Source organism: Variovorax sp. LARHSF232, from assembly GCF_052871435.1.
Genome location: NZ_JBIXJS010000001.1, coordinates 35,060 through 58,779, shown reverse-complemented (window position 1 = coordinate 58,779; position 23,720 = coordinate 35,060). Strand labels below are relative to the sequence as shown.

Annotated in this window: 28 protein-coding genes; 13 read left to right on the top strand and 15 right to left on the bottom strand. The window is 64.4% G+C overall.

What is annotated here, in order from left to right:
- The first annotated feature begins 2 nt into the window (after window positions 1-2).
- The 3 genes from ACIPRI_RS00305 to rlmD are packed head-to-tail and all read left to right on the top strand — an operon-like array spanning window position 3 to window position 3,512.
- Entirely contained in the window at window positions 3-953 is a 951-nt protein-coding gene (locus ACIPRI_RS00305; RefSeq protein WP_446587310.1) for a peptidoglycan DD-metalloendopeptidase family protein, read from the top strand.
- Between the two features lie 4 nt (window positions 954-957).
- Window positions 958-2,010, top strand: coding sequence for a sigma-70 family RNA polymerase sigma factor (locus ACIPRI_RS00300; RefSeq protein ID WP_446587308.1), 1,053 nt, complete (start codon window positions 958-960; stop codon window positions 2,008-2,010).
- Window positions 2,011-2,054: 44 nt separating this feature from the next.
- Window positions 2,055-3,512: a 23S rRNA (uracil(1939)-C(5))-methyltransferase RlmD gene (rlmD, locus tag ACIPRI_RS00295; protein ID WP_446587306.1), complete on the top strand. Its 1,458-nt coding sequence runs from the start codon at window positions 2,055-2,057 to the stop codon at window positions 3,510-3,512.
- A 56-nt stretch (window positions 3,513-3,568) separates the two neighbouring features.
- Here the strand turns inward: rlmD and ACIPRI_RS00290 are convergent, their stop codons facing one another.
- Window positions 3,569-4,270, bottom strand: coding sequence for a Bax inhibitor-1/YccA family protein (locus tag ACIPRI_RS00290; RefSeq protein WP_446587304.1), 702 nt, complete (start codon window positions 4,268-4,270; stop codon window positions 3,569-3,571).
- A gap of 167 nt (window positions 4,271-4,437) precedes the next feature.
- Between ACIPRI_RS00290 and ACIPRI_RS00285 the strand changes: the two genes are divergently transcribed.
- The gene (locus ACIPRI_RS00285; RefSeq protein WP_446587302.1) at window positions 4,438-4,845 is read left to right on the top strand and encodes a GlcG/HbpS family heme-binding protein; all 408 of its coding nucleotides are present in this window, start codon (window positions 4,438-4,440) and stop codon (window positions 4,843-4,845) included.
- A gap of 194 nt (window positions 4,846-5,039) precedes the next feature.
- Here the strand turns inward: ACIPRI_RS00285 and hemP are convergent, their stop codons facing one another.
- From hemP to bfr, 7 genes are all read right to left on the bottom strand, one after another.
- Window positions 5,040-5,207: a hemin uptake protein HemP gene (gene hemP / locus ACIPRI_RS00280; protein WP_446587300.1), complete on the bottom strand. Its 168-nt coding sequence runs from the start codon at window positions 5,205-5,207 to the stop codon at window positions 5,040-5,042.
- A gap of 140 nt (window positions 5,208-5,347) precedes the next feature.
- Window positions 5,348-5,761: an ExbD/TolR family protein gene (locus ACIPRI_RS00275; protein ID WP_446587298.1), complete on the bottom strand. Its 414-nt coding sequence runs from the start codon at window positions 5,759-5,761 to the stop codon at window positions 5,348-5,350.
- A gap of 5 nt (window positions 5,762-5,766) precedes the next feature.
- Window positions 5,767-6,486, bottom strand: a complete 720-nt coding sequence (locus tag ACIPRI_RS00270) for a MotA/TolQ/ExbB proton channel family protein (RefSeq protein ID WP_446587296.1) — start codon at window positions 6,484-6,486, stop codon at window positions 5,767-5,769.
- Between the two features lie 23 nt (window positions 6,487-6,509).
- Window positions 6,510-7,181, bottom strand: coding sequence for an energy transducer TonB (locus ACIPRI_RS00265; RefSeq protein ID WP_446587294.1), 672 nt, complete (start codon window positions 7,179-7,181; stop codon window positions 6,510-6,512).
- A 101-nt stretch (window positions 7,182-7,282) separates the two neighbouring features.
- A complete protein-coding gene (locus tag ACIPRI_RS00260) occupies window positions 7,283-7,552 on the bottom strand; it encodes a (2Fe-2S)-binding protein (protein ID WP_446587292.1) in 270 nt (89 codons plus the stop codon).
- 96 nt (window positions 7,553-7,648) lie between these two features.
- Window positions 7,649-8,329: a Fe2+-dependent dioxygenase gene (locus tag ACIPRI_RS00255; protein WP_446587290.1), complete on the bottom strand. Its 681-nt coding sequence runs from the start codon at window positions 8,327-8,329 to the stop codon at window positions 7,649-7,651.
- Between the two features lie 121 nt (window positions 8,330-8,450).
- On the bottom strand, window positions 8,451-8,927 hold the full coding sequence (gene bfr / locus ACIPRI_RS00250) for a bacterioferritin (protein ID WP_446587288.1): 477 nt from the start codon (window positions 8,925-8,927) through the stop codon (window positions 8,451-8,453).
- A gap of 234 nt (window positions 8,928-9,161) precedes the next feature.
- Between bfr and ahpC the strand changes: the two genes are divergently transcribed.
- Together ahpC and ahpF are read left to right on the top strand one after the other, a co-directional pair.
- On the top strand, window positions 9,162-9,725 hold the full coding sequence (gene ahpC, locus ACIPRI_RS00245; protein WP_446587286.1) for an alkyl hydroperoxide reductase subunit C: 564 nt from the start codon (window positions 9,162-9,164) through the stop codon (window positions 9,723-9,725).
- Window positions 9,726-9,809: 84 nt separating this feature from the next.
- The gene (gene ahpF, locus ACIPRI_RS00240) at window positions 9,810-11,369 is read left to right on the top strand and encodes an alkyl hydroperoxide reductase subunit F (RefSeq protein WP_446587284.1); all 1,560 of its coding nucleotides are present in this window, start codon (window positions 9,810-9,812) and stop codon (window positions 11,367-11,369) included.
- Between the two features lie 121 nt (window positions 11,370-11,490).
- Here ahpF and ppsR read toward each other — a convergent pair whose 3' ends face one another.
- Window positions 11,491-12,312, bottom strand: coding sequence for a posphoenolpyruvate synthetase regulatory kinase/phosphorylase PpsR (gene ppsR / locus ACIPRI_RS00235; protein ID WP_446587282.1), 822 nt, complete (start codon window positions 12,310-12,312; stop codon window positions 11,491-11,493).
- 205 nt (window positions 12,313-12,517) lie between these two features.
- Between ppsR and ppsA the strand changes: the two genes are divergently transcribed.
- From ppsA to dnaB, 7 genes are all read left to right on the top strand, one after another.
- Entirely contained in the window at window positions 12,518-14,911 is a 2,394-nt protein-coding gene (ppsA, locus tag ACIPRI_RS00230) for a phosphoenolpyruvate synthase (protein WP_446587280.1), read from the top strand.
- A 142-nt stretch (window positions 14,912-15,053) separates the two neighbouring features.
- Window positions 15,054-15,527: a hypothetical protein gene (locus tag ACIPRI_RS00225; RefSeq protein ID WP_446587278.1), complete on the top strand. Its 474-nt coding sequence runs from the start codon at window positions 15,054-15,056 to the stop codon at window positions 15,525-15,527.
- Between the two features lie 152 nt (window positions 15,528-15,679).
- Window positions 15,680-16,060, top strand: coding sequence for a 30S ribosomal protein S6 (gene rpsF / locus ACIPRI_RS00220; RefSeq protein ID WP_446587276.1), 381 nt, complete (start codon window positions 15,680-15,682; stop codon window positions 16,058-16,060).
- A 13-nt stretch (window positions 16,061-16,073) separates the two neighbouring features.
- On the top strand, window positions 16,074-16,367 hold the full coding sequence (gene priB, locus ACIPRI_RS00215) for a primosomal replication protein N (RefSeq protein ID WP_446587273.1): 294 nt from the start codon (window positions 16,074-16,076) through the stop codon (window positions 16,365-16,367).
- A gap of 21 nt (window positions 16,368-16,388) precedes the next feature.
- Window positions 16,389-16,670: a 30S ribosomal protein S18 gene (gene rpsR, locus ACIPRI_RS00210; protein ID WP_446587271.1), complete on the top strand. Its 282-nt coding sequence runs from the start codon at window positions 16,389-16,391 to the stop codon at window positions 16,668-16,670.
- 12 nt (window positions 16,671-16,682) lie between these two features.
- On the top strand, window positions 16,683-17,135 hold the full coding sequence (gene rplI, locus ACIPRI_RS00205) for a 50S ribosomal protein L9 (RefSeq protein WP_446587268.1): 453 nt from the start codon (window positions 16,683-16,685) through the stop codon (window positions 17,133-17,135).
- A gap of 179 nt (window positions 17,136-17,314) precedes the next feature.
- Window positions 17,315-18,718 carry a replicative DNA helicase gene (gene dnaB, locus ACIPRI_RS00200; protein WP_446587266.1) on the top strand — a complete coding sequence of 468 codons (1,404 nt, stop codon included), beginning with the start codon at window positions 17,315-17,317 and terminating at the stop codon, window positions 18,716-18,718.
- A 29-nt stretch (window positions 18,719-18,747) separates the two neighbouring features.
- Here dnaB and ACIPRI_RS00195 read toward each other — a convergent pair whose 3' ends face one another.
- From ACIPRI_RS00195 to ACIPRI_RS00170, 6 genes are all read right to left on the bottom strand, one after another.
- Window positions 18,748-19,449: a helix-turn-helix transcriptional regulator gene (locus tag ACIPRI_RS00195; protein WP_446587264.1), complete on the bottom strand. Its 702-nt coding sequence runs from the start codon at window positions 19,447-19,449 to the stop codon at window positions 18,748-18,750.
- 21 nt (window positions 19,450-19,470) lie between these two features.
- Window positions 19,471-19,938 (bottom strand): GyrI-like domain-containing protein, encoded by a 468-nt coding sequence (locus ACIPRI_RS00190; RefSeq protein WP_446587261.1) that lies wholly within the window; start codon window positions 19,936-19,938, stop codon window positions 19,471-19,473.
- 16 nt (window positions 19,939-19,954) lie between these two features.
- Window positions 19,955-20,326, bottom strand: a complete 372-nt coding sequence (locus ACIPRI_RS00185) for a VOC family protein (protein WP_446587259.1) — start codon at window positions 20,324-20,326, stop codon at window positions 19,955-19,957.
- A 230-nt stretch (window positions 20,327-20,556) separates the two neighbouring features.
- A complete protein-coding gene (locus tag ACIPRI_RS00180; protein WP_446587257.1) occupies window positions 20,557-22,302 on the bottom strand; it encodes a PhoH family protein in 1,746 nt (581 codons plus the stop codon).
- 200 nt (window positions 22,303-22,502) lie between these two features.
- Entirely contained in the window at window positions 22,503-22,979 is a 477-nt protein-coding gene (locus ACIPRI_RS00175) for a peroxiredoxin (RefSeq protein WP_446587255.1), read from the bottom strand.
- Window positions 22,980-23,278: 299 nt separating this feature from the next.
- Entirely contained in the window at window positions 23,279-23,665 is a 387-nt protein-coding gene (locus ACIPRI_RS00170) for an Mth938-like domain-containing protein (protein ID WP_446587253.1), read from the bottom strand.
- Window positions 23,666-23,720: the final 55 nt, after the last annotated feature.

Below are 23,720 nucleotides of genomic sequence, written 5' to 3'. Positions count from 1 at the left end.
GCATGCAGGGTTATGGTCGTCGAGCTTCAATTGCCGGCACTTGGTTGGCAATGGCGCTCGTATTTGCAGGCTGCACCACGCCCCGCACACCCGCACCTGTCGAAGATCGCGGCAGCGCGAGCCGCACGTCGGGCGCCGCGGCCGCGGCGCCAGGTATGCCGGTTCCGCCGGTCACCACCGATGCTTCGGGCAAGCCGCTGCCGGGCATCGAGAATTACGGCAAGCCTGGCTACTACGCCGTGCGGCCGGGCGACACGATCATGCGCATCGGCCTGGAGACCGGGCAGAGCTGGCGCGACATTGTCAAGTGGAACAACCTCGAGAACGCCAACCTGATCGAAGTCGGCCAGGTGCTGCGCGTGATCCCGCCTGTGGGTGCTACTTCGCCCGCGGTCGCGCCGGTTGTGGCCGGCGCGCCGTCGACGGCTGGTGCTTCGGCCCCCGCTGCAGGAACCAGCGCCGCAGCGGGTGCGGCTGCAGGAACCGCGGTGGCAACGGCAGCCCCTTCGTCGGCCGCCGCGGCTGCCGCGGCTGCTGCGACGGCACCGGCCAAGCCGACACCGCCGGTGGCGGCCTCCGGCGATGACGACCTGGGCTGGATCTGGCCGGCCCAAGGCCAGCTGATCGCCGGTTTCGACGAGGTGAAGAACAAGGGCCTGGACATCAGCGGCCGTGCCGGCGACTCGGTGCTTGCCGCAGCCGATGGCCGCGTGGTCTACGCCGGTGCCGGCTTGCGCGGCTACGGCAACCTGATCATCCTCAAGCACAACAACACCTTCCTCACCGCCTATGCGCACAACCAGGCGCTGCTGGTAAAGGAAGACCAGTCGGTGCAAAAGGGCCAGAAGATCGCCGAGATGGGCAGCAGCGACGCCGACCGGGTGAAGCTCCATTTCGAGATTCGCCGCCAGGGCAAGCCGGTCGATCCGGCGCGCTACCTCCCCACACGGTAATGCCATGGCAAGCCCGCAACCCCGTCGCACGCTGCTTGCGCGCGGGGCAGCGGGGCGGGGCCGCGCAGCGCGGCGCGAAGGCGCCGAGCCGAAGACATCAGCGCAGGCTGACAGCGCGATCAACGGCGCCGGGCCAGCGCAAGAACTGCACGACGGCGCATCTGAAATCTCCCCGACGGAGCTGTTCGGCGGACCCGCCGGCGAAGGCGGCGACTCGCTGACGCACTATTTGCGCGAGGTCCGGCGCACCCAGCTGTTCACGCCCGACGAGGAATACCGTTGTGCCTGCGCGGCGCGGGCCGGGGACTTCGCCGCGAGGCAGTCGATGATCGAGCACAACCTGCGCCTGGTGGTGAACATTGCCAAGGGCTACCTGGGCCGCGGCGTACCGCTCATCGACCTGATCGAGGAAGGCAACCTCGGGCTCATGCACGCCATCACCAAGTTCGAGCCGGAGCGCGGCTTTCGCTTCTCGACCTACGCGACCTGGTGGATCCGGCAATCGGTGGAGCGCGCGGCCATGATGCAAAGCCGCGCGATCCGGCTGCCGGTGCATGTGGTGCGCGAGCTGCAGCAGGTGTTGCGCGCGCGTCGGACCCTGGAGGCCGATCCGCATTTCATCGAGACACGCCCTGACGGCGTGCGCGTGGAAGACGTGGCCGCGCTGCTGGGTCGAGACACGCACGAGGTGGCCGACCTGCTGGCGCTGGCCGAAACGCCGCGCTCGCTGGACGCTGGCGGTGACCACGGCGACGGCAGCTTCACCTTGGCCGATACCGTGGCTTCGGAAGATGAGGGCGCGGACCCTTCGGGCGTGACCCAGGCCCACGAGGTCGAGCGGCTGCTCAACCAATGGGTGCAGGCGCTCAGCGAGCGTGAGCGCGAGGTGCTCGAGGGCCGCTACGGCCTGCACGACCGCGAGCCCGAAACGCTGGAGGTTCTCAGTGTGCGGCTGGGCCTCACGCGCGAGCGCGTGCGCCAGATCCAGAACGAAGCGCTGGCCAAGATGCGGCGGCAGCTGGCACGCTCGGGCGTGGGGCGCGACGCCTTGTTCTAGGGTGAACAGGCCCTGGCCGGTTGGCGGCCTGAGACAATTCAGGCATGACGGATTCCATACAGAAAAAGAGTGCGCTCCCCCATGATGAGGGCGAATGGCTGCAGGTCGAATCGCTGGACCTGGACGCACAGGGCGTCGCCCGCAAGACAGATGGCAAAGTGGTGTTCATCGAAGGCGCGCTGCCCTTCGAGGAAGTGCAGTTCAAGCTGCTGCGCACCAAGAACAACTGGGAGCAAGGCGTGCTGAGCGCCACGCGGCGCGAGTCTTCACAGCGCGTGCGGCCCGGTTGTCCCCATTTCGGCCTGCACGCGGGCGCTTGCGGCGGCTGCAAGATGCAGCACCTGGACGCTGCGGCGCAGGTGGCGGTGAAGCAGCGCGCGCTGGAGGACCAGCTGTGGCACCTGGGCAAGGTCAAGCCGGAGAACCTGCTGCGTCCGCTGGAAGGGCCGGCATGGCACTACCGCTACCGCGCCCGATTGTCAGTGCGCCATGTGGTGAAGAAGGGCGTGGTGCTGATCGGCTTTCACGAGCGCAAGAGCCGCTACATCGCCGACATGACGGTCTGCCCGGTGCTACCGGAAGCGGTCAGCGCCATGCTGGTGCCCCTGCGCGAGCTGATTGGCTCGATGGACGCGCGCGAGACTTGTCCGCAGATCGAACTGGCTTGCGGCGATGCGCCGGGCGGGGCGCAGCTGGGCGTCATCGCCCTGGTGCTGCGCCACCTGGAGCCGTTGTCCGACGCCGACATCGCGCGCCTGCGGGCTTTTGCGCAGGTGCATGAAGGCGTGCAGTGGTGGCTGCAATCCAAGGGCCCGGAGACGGTCCGACTGCTTGACGAGGACAGCCCGCAGCTGCGCTACGAGCTGCCCGATTTCGGCATCAGCATGCCCTTCAAGCCGACCGACTTCACCCAGGTCAATCCGCACATCAACCGTGTGCTGGTCACGCGTGCCCTGCGCCTGCTCGACGTGCAAAAGGGCGAGCGCGTCATCGACTGGTTCTGCGGCCTGGGCAACTTCACCTTGCCGCTGGCGACGCAGGCAGCGGAGGTGCTGGGCATCGAGGGCAGCGACGCGCTGGTCGGTCGCGCCACCGACAACTACCAGGCGAACCGGGCGGCGGCGGTCGACGGCCGCAGCCTGTGCCCGACCGCATTCGTTGCGCGCAACCTGTTCGAGATGACGCCCGAGATGCTGGTGCGCGACGGCTACGCGCAGCGCTGGCTGGTCGACCCGCCGCGCGAAGGTGCCTTTGCGCTGGCCAAGGCCCTGGCCGACCTGCATCAGCAGCGCCTGGAGCATCCGGAAGAAGCGCCTGCGCCGGGCGGGTGGGCGCCGCCCAAGCGCATCGTCTACGTGAGCTGCAACCCGGCGACCTTGGCGCGCGACGCGGGCTTGCTGGTGCACCAGGCGGGCTACCGCTGCATGCATGCGGGGGTGATCAACATGTTCCCGCATACGGCGCACGTCGAGTCGATGGCTGTCTTCGATTTGGCAGACTGAGCACGCAAAGAAAAAGGGCCCCGCGGGGCCCTTTCTCGTTGCTTCAGCAGGCGCGATCAGTCGCGTTCGCCGCCGAAGATGCCCAACAGGGCCAGCAGGCTCTGGAACACGTTGAACAGGTCCAGGTACAGGGCCAAAGTGGCGCTGATGTAGTTGGTCTCGCCGCCGTCGATGATCTGCTTCAGGTCATACAGCATGTAGGCCGAGAAGATGCCGATGGCCGCCACCGAAATCGCCGCCATGCCGGCCGTGGAGCCGACGAACACGTTGATGATCGCGCCGACCATCAGCACCAGTGCGCCCACGAAGAGCCACTTGCCCATGCCGGAGAGATCGCGCTTGATCACGGTCGCCAGCGAGGCCATCACCAGGAACACGCCGGCGGTGCCGCCGAAGGCCGTCATCACCAGTTCGGAGCCGTTCTTGAAGCCCAGCACCATGGCGATCATGCGCGACAGCATCAGGCCCATGAAGAAGGTGAAGCCCAGCAGCACCGGCACGCCGGCGCCCGAGTTCTTGGTCTTCTCGATGGCGAAGATGAAGCCGAAGGCGCCGCCCAGGAAGACGATCAGGCCCAGGCCTCCGCTCAGTGAACGGGTGATGCCGGTGGAAACGCCCAGCCAGGCTCCCAGCACCGTCGGGATGAGGCTCAGTGCCAGCAGCCAATAGGTGTTGCGCAGGACGCGCTGACGCTGCGCCTGGTCCAGGCCGAGCCCGTAGCCGTGCGAAGTGTCGAGGGTAGTGACGCGGTCGTTCATGGAACAGATCTCCTTGTAAGCTGCCGTATCGGCAGATGGGGACGATTCTAGGCGGCTGCAAGGGTCGCCCTACGAATATGCACTCTGCGCTGTTCCTACAGTTTGTAGGGGCTCTGCGCAGTCGGGGCGTTATGCTTTGCGGTTTATCCCGATTTGCAGCCACATTCATGAAGACCAAGCACTATCTCGAACTCGCCGACGTCAAGGCCATCGCCGCCGCTGCCGAAGCCGAGGCGCTCAAGAACAACTGGGCCGTAACCATCGCCATCACCGATGACGGCGGCAATCTGCTGTGGTTGCAGCGCCTGGACGGCGCAGCCGCGTTGTCCTCGCACATTGCCCCGGCCAAGGCGCACACCGCGGCCATGGGCCGGCGTGAAAGCAAGGGCTATGAAGACATCATCAACGGCGGCCGCAGCGCCTTCCTGACGGTGCCCGCCGTGCAGGGGCTGCTGGAAGGCGGCGTGCCGATCGTCAAGGATGGCCAGGTGATCGGCGCCGTTGGCGTGAGCGGCGTCAAGTCGAACGAAGACGCGCAGATCGCGCGCGCGGGTATCGCGGCCATCGGCCTCTGAGCAACGCCTGAAAAAAGAACAAAGCCGCCGACCCGTGAGGGCGGCGGCTTTTTTCTTTCTTGATGCTTCAGCGTAGTTAAAAAAAGCTTGGCTGTAGGTAAACCGTTGGCTAGCAAAAAACGACCCTTGGAGAATGCTCTCCTCAAGTCGCCCCACGATGAAACTTGCAACTTGTGCCTGGGGGTGGCTGACCGCTACTTGGTGAGGATCAGCTTGCCGAGTTTGGTGGCTTGCAGGCGATAGAGCGAACCGTTGTGCAGGATGCCCACCGTCTTGTGGCCCTGCAGCAGGTCGGTGCTTTCGACGAGTGCCGCCGGCCGTTCGCCTTGCTCATTGACGCGCGCGCCAGAAGCAGCGGGCATCGGGCGGGGGGTGGCGTTGAAGGAGTGCATGGTGGTTTGCATAGGACAAGCGAACTTTGGCGGTGTCGAAGGCTAAATGATAATGGTTCGCATTCAAAAGTCAATCGATTTGATAGCGAAATTGCGAACCATCCATTCGCTCACTGTGGCTTGGGCTCGGTGATGAAGCCGATCTTGCGCAGGCCGGCCTCACGCGCTGCCGACATGGCTTGCGCGACGCGCTCGTAGCGCACTTCCTTGTCGCCGCGGATATGCAGTTCGGGCTGCGGCTCCTTGGCGGCCTCGGCGGCCATGCGGCTCGGCAGATCGCCGTCGGCGATCTTCTGTTCGTTCCAGTAGTAGCTGCCGTCGGCCGCCACGCTGAACTGGATATTTTCCGGCTTGGTCAACTCGCGCTCGCTGCTGGCGCGCGGCAGGTCGATGTTGACCGCATGCTTCATCACCGGCACGGTGATGATGAAGATGATGAGCAGCACCAGCATGACGTCGACCAGCGGCGTCATGTTGATCTCGTTCATCACGTCATCGGTGTCGTCTTGGGTACCGAAAGCCATGGCGATCAGACCTTCTTGAGCGGGACCACGGTGGCGTCGCTGCCGCCGCCGGCCTGAACGCGGGCGCCGGTGACGAAGTAGGCGTGCAGGTCGTGGGCAAAGCTGTTGAGCTTGGTCAGCACGAACTTGTTGCCGCGCACCAGCGCGTTGTAGCCGAGCACGGCCGGGATGGCGACTGCCAGGCCCAATGCCGTCATCACCAGTGCTTCGCCGATCGGGCCCGCCACCTTGTCGATGGTGGCCTGGCCAGCGCTGCCGATGCTCATCAGCGCGTGATAGATGCCCCACACCGTACCGAACAGGCCGATGAAGGGGGCGGTGGATCCCACCGAGGCCAGCACCGCCAGGCCGCTTTGCAGGCGCGCGGTGAATTCGTCAATGCCGTTGCGCAGCGAGCGCGTGACCCAGTCGCTCACGTCCAGCGTGTCGTGCAGGTGCGCCTTGGTGTTGCGGTGGTGCGCCGTGGCTTCGCGGCCTTCCAGCGCCAGCGCGCGGAAGGGGTTGCCGTCGCCCTTGCCCAGTTTCTCGAGGGCGGTGGCGAAGTCCTCGCTGTGCCAGAAGTCGGAGGAGCGGCGTGCCTGGCGCTTGTACTTGATGATGTCCAGGGCCTTGATCAGGATGACGATCCAGGACGCCAGCGACATGCCGACCAGCAGCAGCGCCACTGCCTTGGTGACCAGGTCGCCCTGCATCCACAGGTGCATCAGACCGAATTGGGATTCCATACGAAGCTACTCCAGCGAAAGTTTCAGTTGTTGTTCAGGACGAAGTTGACCGGCGCGTCGTAGGCCATCGACTGCGCCGCGCCATTGACCTTGCCGGGTACGAAGCGGCAGCGCAGCATGGCTTCGCGCGCGGCCTCGTCCAGGCGGTCGAAGCCGCTCGATCTCTTGATGTCGACCTGCTTGGGCGAGCCATCGGCGCCGACCACCACCTTGACCACGACGCGCCCCTGTTCGCCCAGGCGCTTGCTCATCGACGGATAGATCGGCTTGCAGCTTTGCGCGTAGTCGGCATCGGTGCTGGGCAACTGCACGGCCGGTGGCGCGGGCGGCGCTGGCGCGGGGGCCGGTGGTGCGGGCGGCGCAGCAACGGGCGGTGCCGGCGGCTGCGGCTCCACCACGCCAACCGGTGCGCTGGGCGCAGGCTTGGGATCGCGGATGGCCATCGGCCGAGGAGGCGGGGTCTTCACCACTTCGCGCTTGGGCGCGGGCGGCGGTGGGGGAGGGGGAGGCTCGACCGGTTTGGGCGGATCGATGAACTCGGCCAGGATTTCCACGGGCACCACCACTTCGGCGGCGCGCCGCAGCAAGCCGCTGTGCATGGCCCATAGCACCGCCACATGAAACAGCACCACGCCGCTGGCGATCAGGGCGTTGCGGGAGATCCCGGGTGACGTCGATTGAAAGCGCTCAGACACTGTGAACCATATGACAGATGGCGGCCACACAAGTGCCCGCCCGCAACCCATGCGGGGCCGCTATTTATGAAGGATCCACCAAGCCGATCCGAGGACCAGGATCAAGCTGCAACCGACTGCGACGAGTGCCATGCCCTGCTTTCCGAGATGGAAGTGGCAAGCTGGATGGCGACCTGACCGGCGTCGCAATGCAAGGCGGCGACCGGATGCGACGCGTTGCACTGGGCAACGACGTCACGCGCGCATCCCTCGCACTGGCCGCACTGGGTGGCCACGCCGAGTTCGAGCTGGACTTCGTCAAAGCTCATTCCGGCACGCGCATGGCGCGCGATTTCGCGGTCAGAAACTCGACGGCATACACAGACGATCATGGCGAGAGAGCGAGGACTGGCTGGCTGTTGATGATGAAGTGAAGTCATTATAAATACGAATTCCTCGCATTTGCAATAACTATCACCCCAACAGCGTCATATCTCGCTCCACATCCGTAACAGGTTGTGATAGTGACCGGTCAGGGCCACCGTTTCCTCCGCTTCGCCCAAGCGCGCGCGCAGCTTGACGATGGCCTGGTCGAGTTCGAACAGCGTTCGCCGGCGCGCCTCGTCGCGCACCATGCTCTGCACCCAGAAGAAGGAGCACACGCGCGCACCGCGCGTCACCGGGTGGACGCGGTGCAGGCTGCTCGAAGGGTAGAGGATCAGGTCGCCGGCAGGCAGCTTGACTTCGTGGGTGCCGTAGGTGTCGACCACCTCCAGTTCGCCGCCTTCATAGTCCTCGGGCTGGCACAGGAACAGCGTGCACGACAGGTCGGTGCGCAGCCGCTCGCCCGAGACCGGCAGCGAGCGCACCGCGCCGTCCACGTGCAGGCCGTAGTGCTCGCCGCCTTCGTAGCGGTTGAAGAGGGGCGGCACGAAGCGCAGTGGAAGCGCGGCCGAGAAGAAGAGCGGGTTCCTCAAAAGCGCGGCCAGGACGCTCTTGCCAAGTTCGCGCCCCACCCGCGAATGCTCAGGCAGCTGGCGGTTGTGCTTGACCGGGGCGCCTTGCTGGCCGGCAGTCTCGCTGCCGTCGACCCAGTCGGCGGCATCCAGCGCATGGCGCAGTTCGCGCACCTCGGCGGCGCTCAGCACGCCGGGCACATGCAGCATCATCGTCGTCCCGCTTTCAAGTAAGAAATGAGAGCAGTCCGAGTGTCGCACCACAACGCTGCCTCGATGCAGGCAAAAAAAAGCGGGGCATCAGCCCCGCTCGTTCTCATGCCGAAGACCCCTGTCAGGAAATCTCGCCCATCAGCGACTGCTGGTAGTTCTGCAGGCCGACCTTGTCGATCAGCTCGATCTGGGTTTCCAGAAAATCGATGTGTTCTTCGGTGTCGTCCAGGATCTCTTGCAGCAGATCGCGTGACACGTAGTCGCGCGCCGTCTCGCAGTAGGCAATGCCGTCCTTGATGGTGGCTTGCGCGCCTTGCTCGCTTTGCAGGTCGCAAGACAGGATCTCGGGCACGTCCTCGCCGACGCGCAGCTTGGCCAGGTCCTGCAGATTGGGCAGGCCGTCGAGCATGAAGATGCGGTCCATCAGCTTGTCGGCGTGCTTCATCTCGCCAATGGATTCTTCGTATTCCTTCTTGGCCAGCTTGTCCAGGCCCCACTGCTTGAGCATGCGGTAGTGCAGGAAGTACTGGTTGATGGCCGTCAGCTCGTTCTTGAGCTGGGCTTGCAGGTGTTCGATGACTTTGGGATCGCCCTTCATGGCTTGTTCCTTTTCTTATTGAATGACGCATTGTCCCGGGGCGCGAGGGGCGTGTGCAAGCCAAACCCATGCGTGACCGGTCTGCATGCGTGTGAGGCTGATAGGCGTTCGCGTTCCGCGTCACGCACATAGGCGGGCGCAATTGATTCAATAGCGTCGATCTATTCAAAAGGCTTGATATTGTTGTTTATACTATCGACTCGCAAGCTTCATTAACCAGGAAAGGAAGACCTAATGTCCGTGATCAACACCGAAATCAAGCCGTTCAAAGCCAGTGCCTACAAGGACGGCAAGTTCATCGAAGTGTCGGATGCCGATGTCAAGGGGAAGTGGGCGGTGTTCTTCTTCTACCCGGCGGATTTCACCTTTGTCTGCCCGACCGAACTCGGTGACGTGGCCGACTACTACTCCGAATTCAAGGAACTGGGCGTGGAGATCTACTCGGTCTCGACCGACACCCACTTCACGCACAAGGCCTGGCACGACACCTCGGACACCATCGCAAAGATCAAGTACCCGATGATCGGCGACCCGACGCTGCAAATCAGCCGCAACTTCGAAGTGCTGCGTGAAGACCAGGGCCTTGCCAACCGCGGCACCTTCATCGTCGATCCGCAAGGCGTGATCCAGGCCGTGGAAATCACTGCCGAAGGCATCGGCCGCGACGCCAAGGACCTGCTGCGCAAGGTCCGCGCAGCCCAGTACGTCGCCGCGCACCCCGGCGAAGTCTGCCCCGCCAAGTGGGAAGAAGGCTCGGCCACGTTGAAGCCCTCGTTCGACCTGGTCGGCAAGATCTAAGCATCTGCTCCTCGACAAAGCCCGGGCGCTGTCCGAGCCCCGGGCTTTTTTGTTCCCATTTTTTGCATTGAAAGTGATTCCTCCATGCTCGACGCAGACACCAAAGCCCAATTGAAGTCCTACCTCGAACGCGCCACGCAGCCGATCGAGCTCGTCGCGTCGCTCGACGACAGCAAGGCCTCGGCGGACACGTTGTCGCTGCTGAAGGACATCGCGCAGGCGTCGCCGCTGGTCAAGCTGAGCGAAAGCCGCAACGACGGCCATCGCAAGCCCTCTTTTTCAATCAACCGTCCCAGCGAAAACCACGGTCCGCGCTTTGCCGGCCTGCCGATGGGCCATGAATTCACGTCGCTGATCCTTGCATTGCTGCAGATCGGCGGCTATCCCCCCAAGGTCGAGCAGGCGGTGCTCGACCAGATCCGCGCGCTGGACGGCGACTTCGAGTTCGAGGTCTATGTCTCGCTGAGCTGCCACAACTGCCCGGATGTGGTGCAGGCGCTCAACTTGATGGCCGTGCAGAACCCGCGCATCCGCACCACCATGATCGAGGGCGGTACCTTCCAGGAAGAAGTGAAGGAACGCCAGGTCATGGCCGTGCCCACCGTGTTCCTCAATGGCACCGAATTCGGACAGGGCCGCATGACGCTGGAAGAAATCCTCGCCAAGATCGACACCAGCGGCGCCCTGCGCGAAGCCGCCAAGATCGCCGCCAAGGACCCCTTTGACGTGCTGATCGTCGGCGGCGGCCCGGCCGGCGCTGCGGCTGCCGTGTACGCGGCGCGCAAGGGCATCCGCACCGGCGTGGCTTCCGAGCGTTTCGGCGGCCAGGTGCTGGACACCCTGGGCATCGAGAACTTCATCTCGGTCAAGGAAACCGAAGGGCCGAAGTTCGCGCACGCGCTGGAAGAGCACGTGCGCGACTACGACGTCGACATCATGAACCTGCAGCGCGCCAAGGCACTGGTGCCCGGCAACGGCCTGATCGAGGTGCATCTGGAGAGCGGCGCCACATTGAAGAGCAAGTCGGTGGTGATCTCCACCGGCGCACGCTGGCGCAACATCAACGTGCCGGGCGAGCAGGAATACAAGAACAAGGGCGTGGCCTACTGCCCGCACTGCGACGGCCCGCTGTTCAAGGGCAAGCGCGTGGCGGTGATCGGCGGCGGAAACTCCGGCGTCGAGGCGGCCATCGACCTGGCGGGCATCGTCGGCCACGTGACCCTGATCGAGTTCGACACCCAACTGCGTGCCGATGCGGTGCTGCAGCGCAAGCTGAACAGCCTGCCGAACGTGACCACCATCCTCAATGCCCAGACGACCGAAGTGACCGGCGACGGCCAGAAGGTGAACGGACTGGCCTACAAGGACCGTGCGAACGGCGAAGAGAAAAAGGTCGAGCTGGAGGGCGTTTTCGTGCAGATCGGCCTGGTGCCCAACACCGACTGGCTCAAGGGCGCGGTCGAGCTGTCCAAGCACGGCGAGATCATCGTGGACGCGCGCGGCCAGACCTCGGTGCCCGGCGTTTTTGCAGCGGGCGACGCGACCACGGTGCCCTTCAAGCAGATCATCATCGCCGCCGGCGATGGCGCGAAGGCGGCGCTGGGCGCCTTCGATCACCTGATCCGTACCTCGGCCCCCGCTTGAAGATTGCGCGGACCGCAATCGGTTCGGGAAACACCGCGGAACTGGCTTTGCCAGGCCGCTGGTGTTGCCCCTTGAGGGGGATCCGGAGCGACACGAAGTGCGCGGAGATTCGGGGTGGTCGTCAGTAAGTGAGGCGCTCGGGGCGCAGCTCCTGCAGGATGGTGGTGGCGATCTCCTCGATCGACTTGGTCGTGGTCGACAGCCACCGGATGCCCGAGCGCCGCATCATCGCTTCGGCCTCCGACACTTCGTGCCGGCAGTTCTCCAGGCTCGCATAGCGGGAGTCGGGCCGCCGTTCGTTGCGAATCTCGGCCAGCCGCTCGGGCTGGATGGTCAGGCCGAAAATCTTCTTGCGATGCGGCATCAGCGCTGGCGGCAACTGGCGCCGCTCGAAGTCTTCCGGAATGAGAGGGTAGTTGGCTGCCTTCAAGCCGTGCTGCATGGCCAGATAGAGCGAAGTCGGCGTCTTGCCACTGCGGCTCACGCCCACCAGGATCACGTCGGCGCCCTCCAGGTCGCGATTGCTCTGGCCGTCGTCGTGCGCCAGGCTGAAGTCGATTGCGGCGATGCGCTCGTTGTATTCCTTGCTCTTGCTGGCGTCGCTGAAGCGGCCGATGCGGTGGTTGGACTTCATCGCCAGCTCGATCTCGAGCGGGCGCACGAAGGTGCCGAACATGTCCAGGAGCATGCCCTTGCAGCCGTTTTCGATGACCTCGAGCACTTCCGTGTTGGCCAGGGTGGTAAAGACCAGAGGGCGCACGCCTTCGATCTCCGCCGTGTGATTGATCTGCCGCACGGCCTGGTGCGCCTTGTCCACCGTATCGGTGAAGGGCAGGCGCACATGCCGCGGCTTGATCTCGAACTGCGCCAGAACGGCATTGCCAAAGGTCTCGGCGGTGATGCCGGTGCCGTCGGACACGAAGAAAACGGAACGGTTGGTCATGAATCGGCGCCCTTGTCCTGCGCTGCGCCCAAACAGGGGGCGCCTACAATCCCGGCCATTATCAGGACTTCCAGCGCCTGGCCCGGGCGCCTGGCACCACCCGTCTTCTTCTCTCCATGCCCGCCGCGACCGCACCCAAAGCAACGAGAACGATCGTGCGCTGCCGCCTGCATGGGACACCGCCTTCAACTTTAGGAGCTTTCCCATGTCTGCATTGTTCGACGCGACCGCCCTGGTCGTACCGTTTGAGAACCTGAGGATGACCGACGTCGAGGCGGTCGGCGGCAAGAACGCCAGCCTCGGCGAAATGATCTCCCAGCTGCCCCAGGGCGTGCAGGTGCCGACCGGCTTTGCGACCACGGCCCATGCCTTTCGCGCGTTCCTGGCGCATGACGGACTGGCCGATCGCATCAACGCCCGTCTGGCCAAGCTCAACACAGACGATGTGCGCGCGCTGGCGGCCGCTGGCGCCGAGATCCGCGCCATGGTGGAGGCTCAGCCCTTTCCGGCCGACCTGCAAAAGGCCATCAGCGAAGCCTTCACCAAGCTGAGCGCCGGCAACCCGCAGGCCAGCTTTGCGGTGCGTTCCTCCGCCACGGCCGAAGATCTGCCGGACGCTTCCTTTGCCGGCCAGCAGGAGACCTTCCTGAACGTGGTGGGCATCGAGGACATCCTGCACAAGATGAAGGAAGTGTTCGCCTCCCTCTACAACGACCGCGCCATCAGCTACCGCGTGCACAAGGGCTTTGCCCACGACGTGGTGGCGCTGTCGGCCGGCGTGCAGCGCATGGTGCGCTCCGACTTGGGCGCCGCCGGCGTGATGTTCACCATCGACACCGAGTCCGGCTTCCAGGATGTGGTCTTCATCACCTCCAGCTACGGTCTGGGCGAGACGGTGGTGCAGGGCGCCGTGAATCCGGATGAGTTCTACGTGCACAAGCCGACCTTGAGGGCTGGCAAGCGCGCGGTGATCCGCCGCAACCTGGGCTCCAAGCTGGTTCAGATGGAGTTCGCCAGTGCGGCCGAGAAGGCCGCCAGCGGCAAGCTGGTGAAGACCACCGACGTGCCGGCCGAGCAGCGCAATCGCTATTCGCTGACCGATGCCGAGGTCGAGCAGCTTGCCAAGTACGCACTGGTCATCGAAGAGCACTACGGCCGTCCGATGGACATCGAATGGGGCAAGGACGGCACCGACGGCCGGATCTACATCCTGCAGGCGCGCCCGGAAACGGTGAAGAGCCAGCAGCAGGGCAAGTCCGAGCAGCGCTACAAGCTCAAGGGCCGCAGCAGCGTGCTGGCCGAGGGCCGGGCGATCGGTCAAAAGGTCGGCACCGGCCCGGTGCGCCTGGTGCATCACATCAGCGAGATGGACAAGGTGCAGCCCGGCGACGTGCTGGTCACCGACATGACCGACCCGAACTGGGAACCGGTGATGAAGCGCGCCAGCGCCATCGTGACGAACCGAGGCGGCCGCACCTGCCACGCGGCCATCATCGCGCGCGAGCTGGGCATCCCGGCCGTGGTCGGCTGCGGCGACGCGACCGAGCTGCTGAAGGAAGGCACGCTGGTCACGGTGAGCTGCTCCGAAGGCGATACCGGCTTCATCTACGACGGCCTGCTCGAGACCGAGGTCACCGAGGTCCAGCGCGGCGAGATGCCCGAGATCGACCTGCAGATCATGATGAACATCGGCAATCCGCAGCTGGCCTTCGACTTTGCCCAGTTGCCCAACCATGGCGTGGGCCTGGCGCGGCTGGAGTTCATCATCAACAACAACATCGGCGTGCACCCGAAGGCCATCCTCGACTATCCCAATGTCGACAACGACCTGAAGAAGGCGGTGGAGTCGGTGGCCCGCGGCCATGCTTCGCCGCGCGCCTTCTATGTCGACAAGGTGGCCGAAGGCGTGGCGACCATCGCTGCGGCCTTCTGGCCGAAGAAGGTGATCGTGCGCCTGTCGGACTTCAAGTCCAACGAATACCGCAAGCTGATCGGCGGCTCGCGCTACGAGCCGGAAGAAGAGAACCCGATGCTGGGCTTCCGCGGTGCGGCGCGCTACATCAGCAAGGAGTTCGGCGAGGCGTTTGCCATGGAGTGCGAGGCGCTCAAGCGCGTGCGCAACGACATGGGCCTGACCAACGTGCAGATCATGGTGCCTTTCGTGCGCACCCTGGGACAGGCCGAGCGCGTGACGCAGCTGCTGGCGGCGCAAGGCCTCAAGCGCGGCGAGAACGAGCTCAAGATCATCATGATGTGCGAGGTGCCGAGCAACGCCATCCTGGCCGACGAGTTCCTGGAGTACTTCGACGGCTTCTCGATCGGCTCGAACGACCTGACCCAGCTCACGCTTGGCCTGGATCGCGATTCCGGCCTGGAGTTGCTGGCTGCGGACTTCGACGAACGCGATCCGGCCGTCAAGGCCATGCTTTCGCGCGCCATCAAGGCTTGCAAGGCCAAGGGCGCCTATGTCGGCATCTGCGGCCAAGGCCCCAGCGATCACCCCGACTTCGCGCTGTGGCTGGCGGAGCAAGGGATCGAGTCGATCTCGCTCAATCCCGACAGCGTGATCGAAACCTGGAAGCAGCTGGCGGCGCGCTGAGCACGGCCGTCGTGCGTTGGTTGTTGCCATCGCACGACGAAAGAGATCACGTTGTCCCGCGTAATCCCTGCGTCGGTCTTGGGAGTTTGAAACCAAACGCTTCTTTGGTGTCAAACTTTGAGACGATGCAGAGGATTCAGACATGATCTTGGTCAAGACAGAGGCGGGGCACCTGGCCCTCAGAGACCGCGCGCTGGGCCTGAGTCCGCGCCAGCGCTCGGCCTTCATCCTCTTTGACGGCAAGCGTTCGGTGAGCGACGTGCTCGCCGCCGGCTTGGGCGTCACTCAGCAGGACATCGAGCAGATGTTGAGCCTGGGCATGCTCGGCGTGCCGGGTGATGGTGGTGCGGGCGTGGCTGCGGCAGCGCCCGCCCAAGTCCAGATGGCACCGAGCGCGGCGGCACCGGAAGCCGGCCGTACGCCACAGGAGCGCTACCAGGCAGCCTATCCGGTCGCGACGCGGCTCACCGCCAGCCTGGGCCTGCGCGGATTCAAGCTGAACCTGCAGGTGGAGGGGGCCACCAGCTTCGAAGAACTGCTGGCGCTGGCGCCCAAGATCCGGGCAGCGGTCAGTTCGGAAATGGCGGCCGAGCTGGAGCGCGCGCTGAAGGCCTGAGCCGCTGGATCGCCTTCCTCATCCTCTCGCCCAATTTGCAGGAACCCGGCTATAATGCTCGGTTCCCCGCCTTGCCACACCGCGCTTGACGCTGCGGGTGGCTTTTCATAGCTCGATAGCCTCGTCTGTCGAGAAAACCCAAAAGGAGTGCCATGCGTCACTACGAAATCATTTTGCTGATCCATCCGGATCAGAGCGAACAAGTTCCGGCCATGCTGGAGCGCTACAAGGGCATGATCACCGCCGGCGGCGGCAAGATCCACCGCGTGGAAGACTGGGGCCGCCGTCAGCTGGCCTACCAGATCAACAAGCTGAGCAAGGCCCACTACCTGTGCGTCAACATCGAAGCCGACCAGGCCGTGATGGCTGAACTGGAACACGCGTTCAAGTTCAACGACGCCGTGCTGCGCCACCTGACGGTGGTCAAGAAAAAGGCCGACACCGCTCCTTCTTCGATGATGAAGACCGTCGAGCGCGAAGAAGCCCGCAAGGCCCAGCAAGCCGAGTACGCTGCCGCCAACAACAACGGTTGATGCGAGGCGACCGGTGGCAGCCAATCAGCTGGTGCTGACTGCCTGCCTCGCCGAACGCGGATCCTTGCGCTACACGCCTGCCGGATTGCCGGCTCTCGATCTCAGGCTCGAACACGAGTCCACGGTCGAAGACGCCGGGCAACGAAGGCAGGTGAAGGCGGCCTTGAAGGCCGTGGCCTTCGGCAGCAATGCCGAGCGGCTCGCAGGGCAGGCGTTGGGAAGTCTCTGGCGATTCCAGGGCTTTCTCGCCACCCCAGGTTCGGCCAAGCATCCGGTACTGCACATCCAGGATTTTCAGCAAGATTAATTTTCGAAGAGAGGTCCCGAAATGGCCACGTTCAAGAAATTCAACAAAGACAAGCGCCCCAAGCGCAACACCCAGTCGCTGCTGTTCAAGCGCAAGCGCTTCTGCCGTTTCACCGTCGCCGGCGTCGAAGAAATCGACTACAAGGATGTCGACACGCTGCGTGACTTCATCAGCGAAAACGGCAAGATCATCCCCGCGCGCCTGACCGGCACGCGTGCGATCTATCAGCGTCAGCTGAACACTGCGATCAAGCGTGCCCGCTTCCTCGCGATGGTGCCCTACACCGATCAGCACCGCGTCTAAGGAGAAACGAACATGCAAGTCATTCTTCTGGACAAGGTTGTCAACCTGGGCACCCTGGGCGAAATCGTCAAGGTCAAGGACGGCTACGCCCGCAACTTCCTGATCCCCACGGGCCGCGCCCGCCGCGCCACCGAAGCCAACAAGGCTGAGTTCGCCGCCAAGCGCGCCGAACTCGAGAAGGCTGCTGCCGCCAAGCTGGCCGAATCGCAGGCCCAAGGCGAAAAGCTGGCTGGCACCACGATCAAGCTGACGCAGAAGGCCGGCGTTGACGGCCGCCTGTTCGGTTCGGTCACCAACCACGACATCGCCGAAGAGCTGAATAAGCAAGGCTACAAGGTCGTGAAGGCACAAGTGCGCATGCCCAACGGCCCGATCAAGGTGGTTGGCGACAGCACCGTGTCGGTGGCATTGCACACCGACGTGGTCGTCGAGATCAACGTTACGGTCTACGGCGAAAGCGCCTGATCCCCCGAGCGCGCTTTTTCAAGCGCGCATCGATGCAAAGGCCGCCTCCGGGCGGCCTTTGTTTTTTGGCCGTGCCCAGGTTGTCCAGCCCGGTGCACTGGAAGATCACCGGTTATTCACAGCTTTGTCCAGTGACGGGCGGCGTCATGCGCCGTAGCATGCAGGGCTCCAAGAAATCTATGTCAGCAGTCTTTTCGTACGCAGACAACGACTCCTCGGGCGACCGTCAGGTTGCCCAGCTGCGCGTTCCCCCGCATTCCATCGAAGCCGAGTCGAGCGTGCTCGGCGGCCTGCTGCTCGACAACGGCGCCTGGGACCGCGTGGGCGACCTGCTGGCGGAAGGCGACTTTTACCGCCACGAGCACAAGCTGATCTTCACGTCGATGGAGCAGCTCATCAACGCCAGCAAGCCGGCGGACGTGATCACGGTCTACGAGAACTTGCAGAGCCTTGGAAAGTCCGAAGAAATCGGCGGGCTGGTGTATCTCAATTCGCTCGCGCAGTACGTGCCGAGTGCGAGCAACATCCGCCGCTACGCGGAAATCGTGCGCGAGCGCTCGATCCTGCGCAAGCTGGTGAGCGCCAGCGACGAGATCGCCACCAATGCCTTCAATCCGCAGGGCAAGCCGGTCGACAAGATCCTGGACGAGGCCGAGCAGAAGATCTTCCACATCGGGGAAGAGGGCACCCGGATGAAGCAGGGCTTCCAGAGCATGGATTCCCTGGTGGTCGAGCTCCTGGACCGCGTGACCGAAATGGCCGACAACCCGAACGACATCACGGGCGTTCGCACCGGCTTCTACGAATTCGACAAGATGACCTCGGGCCTGCAGCCCGGCGACATGATCGTGCTGGCCGCCCGACCCTCGATGGGCAAGACCTCGCTGGCCATCAACATTGCCGAGCACGTGGCCATCGAGGAAGGCCTGCCGGTGGCGGTTTTCTCCATGGAAATGGGCGCCTCGCAGCTGGCGGTGCGTATCGTGGGCTCCATCGGCCGCATCGACCAGGGCCACCTGCGCACCGGCCGACTCACCGACGAGGAATGGCCGCGCCTGACCGAAGCCATCGAAAAGCTGCGCACCGTGTCGCTGCATATCGACGAAACGCCGGGCCTCACCACCAGCGAGCTGCGCGCCAATTCGCGGCGCCTGGCGCGTCAGTACGGGCGGCTGGGCCTGATCGTGGTCGACTACCTGCAGCTGATGAGCGTGTCCAGCGGCATGGCGGACGAAAACCGCGCCACGGCCGTGGGCGAAATCTCGCGCGGCCTGAAGATGCTGGCCAAGGAACTCAAGTGCCCGGTGATCGCGCTGTCGCAGCTCAGCCGCGGGGTGGAAAGCCGCACCGACAAGCGTCCCATGATGAGCGACCTGCGCGAATCCGGCGCCATCGAGCAGGACGCGGACATCATCATGTTCATCTACCGCGACGACTACTACAACAAGGACAGCAAGGAGCCGGGCGTTGCCGAGGTGATCATCAGCAAGCACCGCAACGGCCCGACGGGTACCGTGAAGCTCGCTTTCCTGAAGCCGCTGACCAAGTTCGAGAACCTGGCGGGCGGCGGCATGGACTACTGATCCGCCGACCTTCCCGGGGCGGGCTCGCGCTACATCACGCGCGAGGGGTCGGCCTGCAGCCGGCGCAGCATCTCGGCCAAGGTCTTGCCGTCCTCCTCCTGGAAGCGCTCTGGCAGCACCTCGATGTCGTCGATGCGGTCGACGCGAAAGCCCCGGAAGTCCTGGCGCAGCTCGCACCAGGCGGAAAAAGTCCAGACCTTGCCCCAGTAGAAGCAGCCGAGCGGGCGCACCACGCGCTGGCTGGGCGAGCCGATCACGTCGTGGTAGCGCATACGCAGCTTGTGCCGCGACTGCACGGCTTCGCGCAGAGTCTGCAGGCGCATGCGCGTGGCGTCGTCGAGTGCCCAGGAAGGCGCCGGCGCAAACAGCGCCAGGCTTTCTGCCGAGGCGCGTGCCACCGGTGGCAACACCGAGACCACCTTGCCGATGGCCGTCTGGATATCGCGCGCCATGGCCGGGTCCACCCAGCTTTGCGCCAGCCGGGCGGCAGCGACCAACGCCGTTGCTTCCTCCTGGGTGAACATCAGCGGCGGCAGGTCAAAGCCGGTGCCCAGCCGGTAGCCGACACCGGCCTCGCCCTCGATCGGCACGCCCTGCACCTGCAGGTCGGCCACGTCGCGGTAGATGGTGCGTTCCGACACCTCCAGCCGCTGCGCCAGGAAGGCGGCGGTCGTGAGGCGTCGGCCACGGATGAGTTGGACGATCTGGAACAGGCGGTCGGCGCGGCGCATTGATGGTTGACGTGTGGGCGTTCAGACGGGCTCGCGCTCGCGCGCGTCCACACCGATGTGGATGTCGACCTGATCGGGTCCGCCGTAGGATTCGAAATCGCTGCGGTAGGTGCGCCGGATTTCGGGATGATCCTCGAAATACTGCCAGATCGATTGCCACAACGCGAGCACCAATTGCGGCATCTGGCCTTGGCCGCTGAAGACCAGGTATTCGCCGGCCTCGATGTGCACCGTCGCCGGATCGCCCGACACGGCCACGCCGGCGGTGATGTTGAAGGCGCCGTCATCGCCGGCCTCATAGCCGGAATACACGCCATACAGGCGCATGTCGCCCACGCGATGCGGCGCTTCGTAGGCGCATTCGTCGAAGAAGCGGCTCCAGAGCTTGCCGATGCGGGCCGAACGGGGATCGCGCTCGTCCTTGTTGCAGGTGCGGGTGGTGAGGCCGGCGACGCTGAAAGCTTCGCGGCGTCGAAGTTGCGGATGCATGCTCACTCCGGCTTCCTCAGGCCAGGGCATGCAGGCCGATGACGTTGCCTTCGGTGTCGCGCACGTGGGCGAAGAAGCCCATGCTCGGCGGCAGGGCTGTCTTGGCCACGACCACGGCACCGCCCGATGTCTCGACGCGCTTCAGCGCTGCATCGATGCCGGGCATGCAGTCCAGGTAGATGCGAACGCCTTGCCCGTTGGCGGCGGGCTTGTTCGCGTCAGCCAGCAGGCAGCCGCCTGCGTTGGGCTCGTCGTAGGGAAATACGGCCAGGACTTGATCGCCCATGGTTTCGCGGCGCAGCGTGCGCGCAAGCACGGCTTCGTAGAAGCGCTGTGCACGATCGATATCGGAAACAGGAATTTCGAACCAGTTGATGGCGTTTGGCATGAGGCACTCTCCTTTCGCAATGGAAATGCGAGCCTCCATGCTGCGCGCCAGCTCCTGACAACGTGATGTCAGGAGCTTTGCGTCAGTTGTTTGATAACAGCCCGCCGGAACGGCGCGCCCCTGTTCCAGTCCCGCACCGCGGAACCGGCTTCGCCGGGCCGCAGGTGAGGTCCCCTCCTCGGGAGGTGGCGAATTACACGCAGCGAAGCGCAGTGAAAAGCCGGGAGGCCCTAAAGTGCATCGCTCGCGAAATCCGCCAGGCGCGAGCGCTCGCCCCGTGCCAGCGTGATGTGCCCGCCGTGCGGCCAGCCCTTGAAGCGGTCGACCGCGTAGGTGAGGCCCGAAGACCCTTCGGTCAGGTAGGGCGTATCGATCTGCGCGATGTTGCCCATGCAGATGATCTTGGTGCCCGGGCCGGCGCGGGTGATCAGCGTCTTCATCTGCTTGGGCGTCAGGTTCTGCGCCTCGTCGATGATGACGTACTTGTTCATGAAGGTGCGCCCGCGCATGAAGTTCATGCTCTTGATCTTGATGCGGCTGCGGATCAGCTCGTTGGTGGCGGCGCGCCCCCATTCGCCGGCGCCGCCGCCGTCGCCTTTGGCCAGAAACTCGAGGTTGTCGTCCAGCGCCCCCATCCAGGGGCCCATCTTTTCTTCCTCGGTGCCGGGCAGGAAACCGATGTCCTCGCCCACGCTGACGGTGGCGCGGGTCATGATGATCTCTGTGTAGCGGCGATCGTCCAGCACCTGCGTCAAGCCAGAGGCGAGTGCCATCAGCGTCTTGCCGGTGCCGGCGGTGCCGGTGAGGGTGACGAAGTCGACGTCCGGGTCCATCAGCAGGTTCATCGCGAAGTTCTGCTCGCGATTGCGGGTGGTGACGCCCCACACCGCGTTCTTGCCGGACGAATAGTCCTTCAAGGTCTTGAGCACAGCCGTGTTCTCGCGGATCTCGGTCACGCGGGCGTACATGCTGGGCTCGCCGGGGGCCTCGAAAAACACGAACTGGTTGATGTACAGGCTGGGCACGATCGGACCGCTGATGCGATAGAAGGTGCTGCTGCCGCTTTGCCAGCTTTCCACCGTCTTGCTCTGGCGCGTCCAGAAGTCGGGCGGCAGGGCCAGGGAGCCGGAATAGAGCAGGTCGCCGTCTTCCAGCGTCTTGTCGTTCTGGTAGTCGTCGGCAGCCAGGCCCAAGGCCCGCGCCTTGACGCGCATGTTGATGTCCTTGGACACCAGCACCACGTCCAGCTTGGGTTGACCCGGCGCGTCTGCCGCGTAACGGTCGCGCAGCGCCTGCACCACGCCCAGGATCTGGTTGTCGGCCTTGCCCTGGGGCAGGCTGGTGGGCAGCGTGTATTCGAGCGGTGAGGTCTGGAAGAAAAGCTTGCCGCCGGCCTCCTTGTGCCCGGTGGAATCGAGCTTCAGGCCCTTGCCGATGTCGGCGCCCTGGGCCGCGGCCAGCGCGTCCAGCGTGCGGCTGCTCTGGCGCCCGTTGCGGGCGACTTCGGTCGTTCCCTTCTTGTGGCCGTCCAGTTCTTCCAGCACGATCATCGGCAGGAAGATGTCGTGTTCCTCGAAGCGGAACAAGCAGGTCGGGTCGTGCAGCAGCACGTTGGTGTCGAGCACGAAGAGCTTGGTCAGCCCATTCGATTTGCCGCGTTTGGCGCGCGGCGCCGGCTGGGGCGCCAGGGACGGCACGGCGGGCAGGACATCGGCGCTGCGGCGCTTGGCCTTGGGCGCGGCCGGGGCGGGCACCAGGGCTTGAAGTGCGCCGGGGGGGACGATTTCCTGTATGCCGCCGGCATCGGTGGCATGCCGATCGAACAACTCGAGGGCCTGGGGACCGGCAGGCGCCCGATCGTCGGGGCGACGGTCGTTGGCGCGGCGGGCGCCCTTATGCGAGGTTCGCGCCGGCGCGTCGAGCGCGTCCGGCGACAGGAATGCAGCGCGTTTCGTGGGGGCGGGAGGCAGAGGCATGTGGCGGTTCGCTCGCTGGAAGTGAGGAAAGGGCAGGGCCGGAAAGCAAAAAAGCCGCCTTGAGCTCAAGGCGGCTTTTTGCGGTGAATGCGGTCGCGGGCGTCAACGGCATGAAGCCATTATGCACACCACGCGTGACAGCAGTTGGGGCCGTTGCGCACCACCAACGTGTCTGCGCAAAAGAGCACCCATCAAGAGGGTCAGGCGGCCTTCTTGAGCGCCTTGACGGCCTTGAGCACGTCGTCGACATGGCCGGGGACCTTCAGGCCGCGCCATTCGGCCTTGAGCACGCCATCGGCACCGATCAGGAAGGTGCTGCGTTCGATGCCCTTGACCTTCTTGCCGTACATGATCTTGTTCTTGACCACGCCGAACATGTGGCACATCTTTTCTTCCGTGTCGGCGATCAGTTCGAAGGGCAGCTCGAGCTTGGCCTTGAACTCGTCGTGCGACTTCATGTTGTCGCGCGAGACACCGAACACGGTGGCGCCGGCCTTCTCGAAATCCTTGTAGCGATCGCGGAATTGCATGGCTTCCGTGGTGCAGCCCGGCGTGTTGTCCTTGGGGTAGAAGTACATCACCAGCACGTGGCCCAAGTGCGAGGTGTTGGAGACCTTGATGCCACCGGTGGCATTGGCTTCGAATTCTGGAATTGGTTTATTGACAACGATCGCCATGAAACTGTGTATCTCCGCTTAGATTCCCCGCAAGGAAGGTTGGTCGTTGCGCACCTGTGAGCCCGGACACCGAGAAAAAACGGCCAGTCCGGACGCAACGCGAACGGAAAGCACCTCCTGTACATTTGGGCACCCTTCGGTGCGCCTGGTGCACTGGCAGATTCAATTGCGGACTCCGTGCGGGAATCCTCAATGAAATCGGGGCCGGCCATTCAGATTGCAACCTGTAATTTTACCCCGAAACCTGTCCCAACAGGCTGTGAACGGGTACCAAACACCCGCGCCTTGAAGGACTCTGCCTAACCGGCATCCGGCGGGAGCTCCACCAGCAAGGCCGCGACCACATGGCGGCCCTCGGCCGCAAGAATGTTGTAGGTGCGGCAGGCGGCGCCGGTGTCCATGGTTTCGACACCGGTGCGCTTGGCCATCAGTGCCGTGAGCCAGGCGGCTTTGGGGAAACGGATGCGCGCACCGCTACCGAAGATGACCAGTTCGGCGCCCAAACCGGCCAATTGCTCGAAGTGCCGGGCACCCAGTTCGTCGAAATGGCCGCAGTCCCAGGCAAAGCGTTCGCCGCGGGAGCCCACCACCACACTGCCTTCGACCTTCTCGTTGTTGATGGCCACCCAGCCGGGGCCGTGCGCGGTGAGGGTCTGGACGTCGGACTTGTCGGGTTGCAGCTTCATCGAATGGGGTGGCGATCTGTGGTCAAATTATAGGTTTTCCCCCGTAAAAGTACGC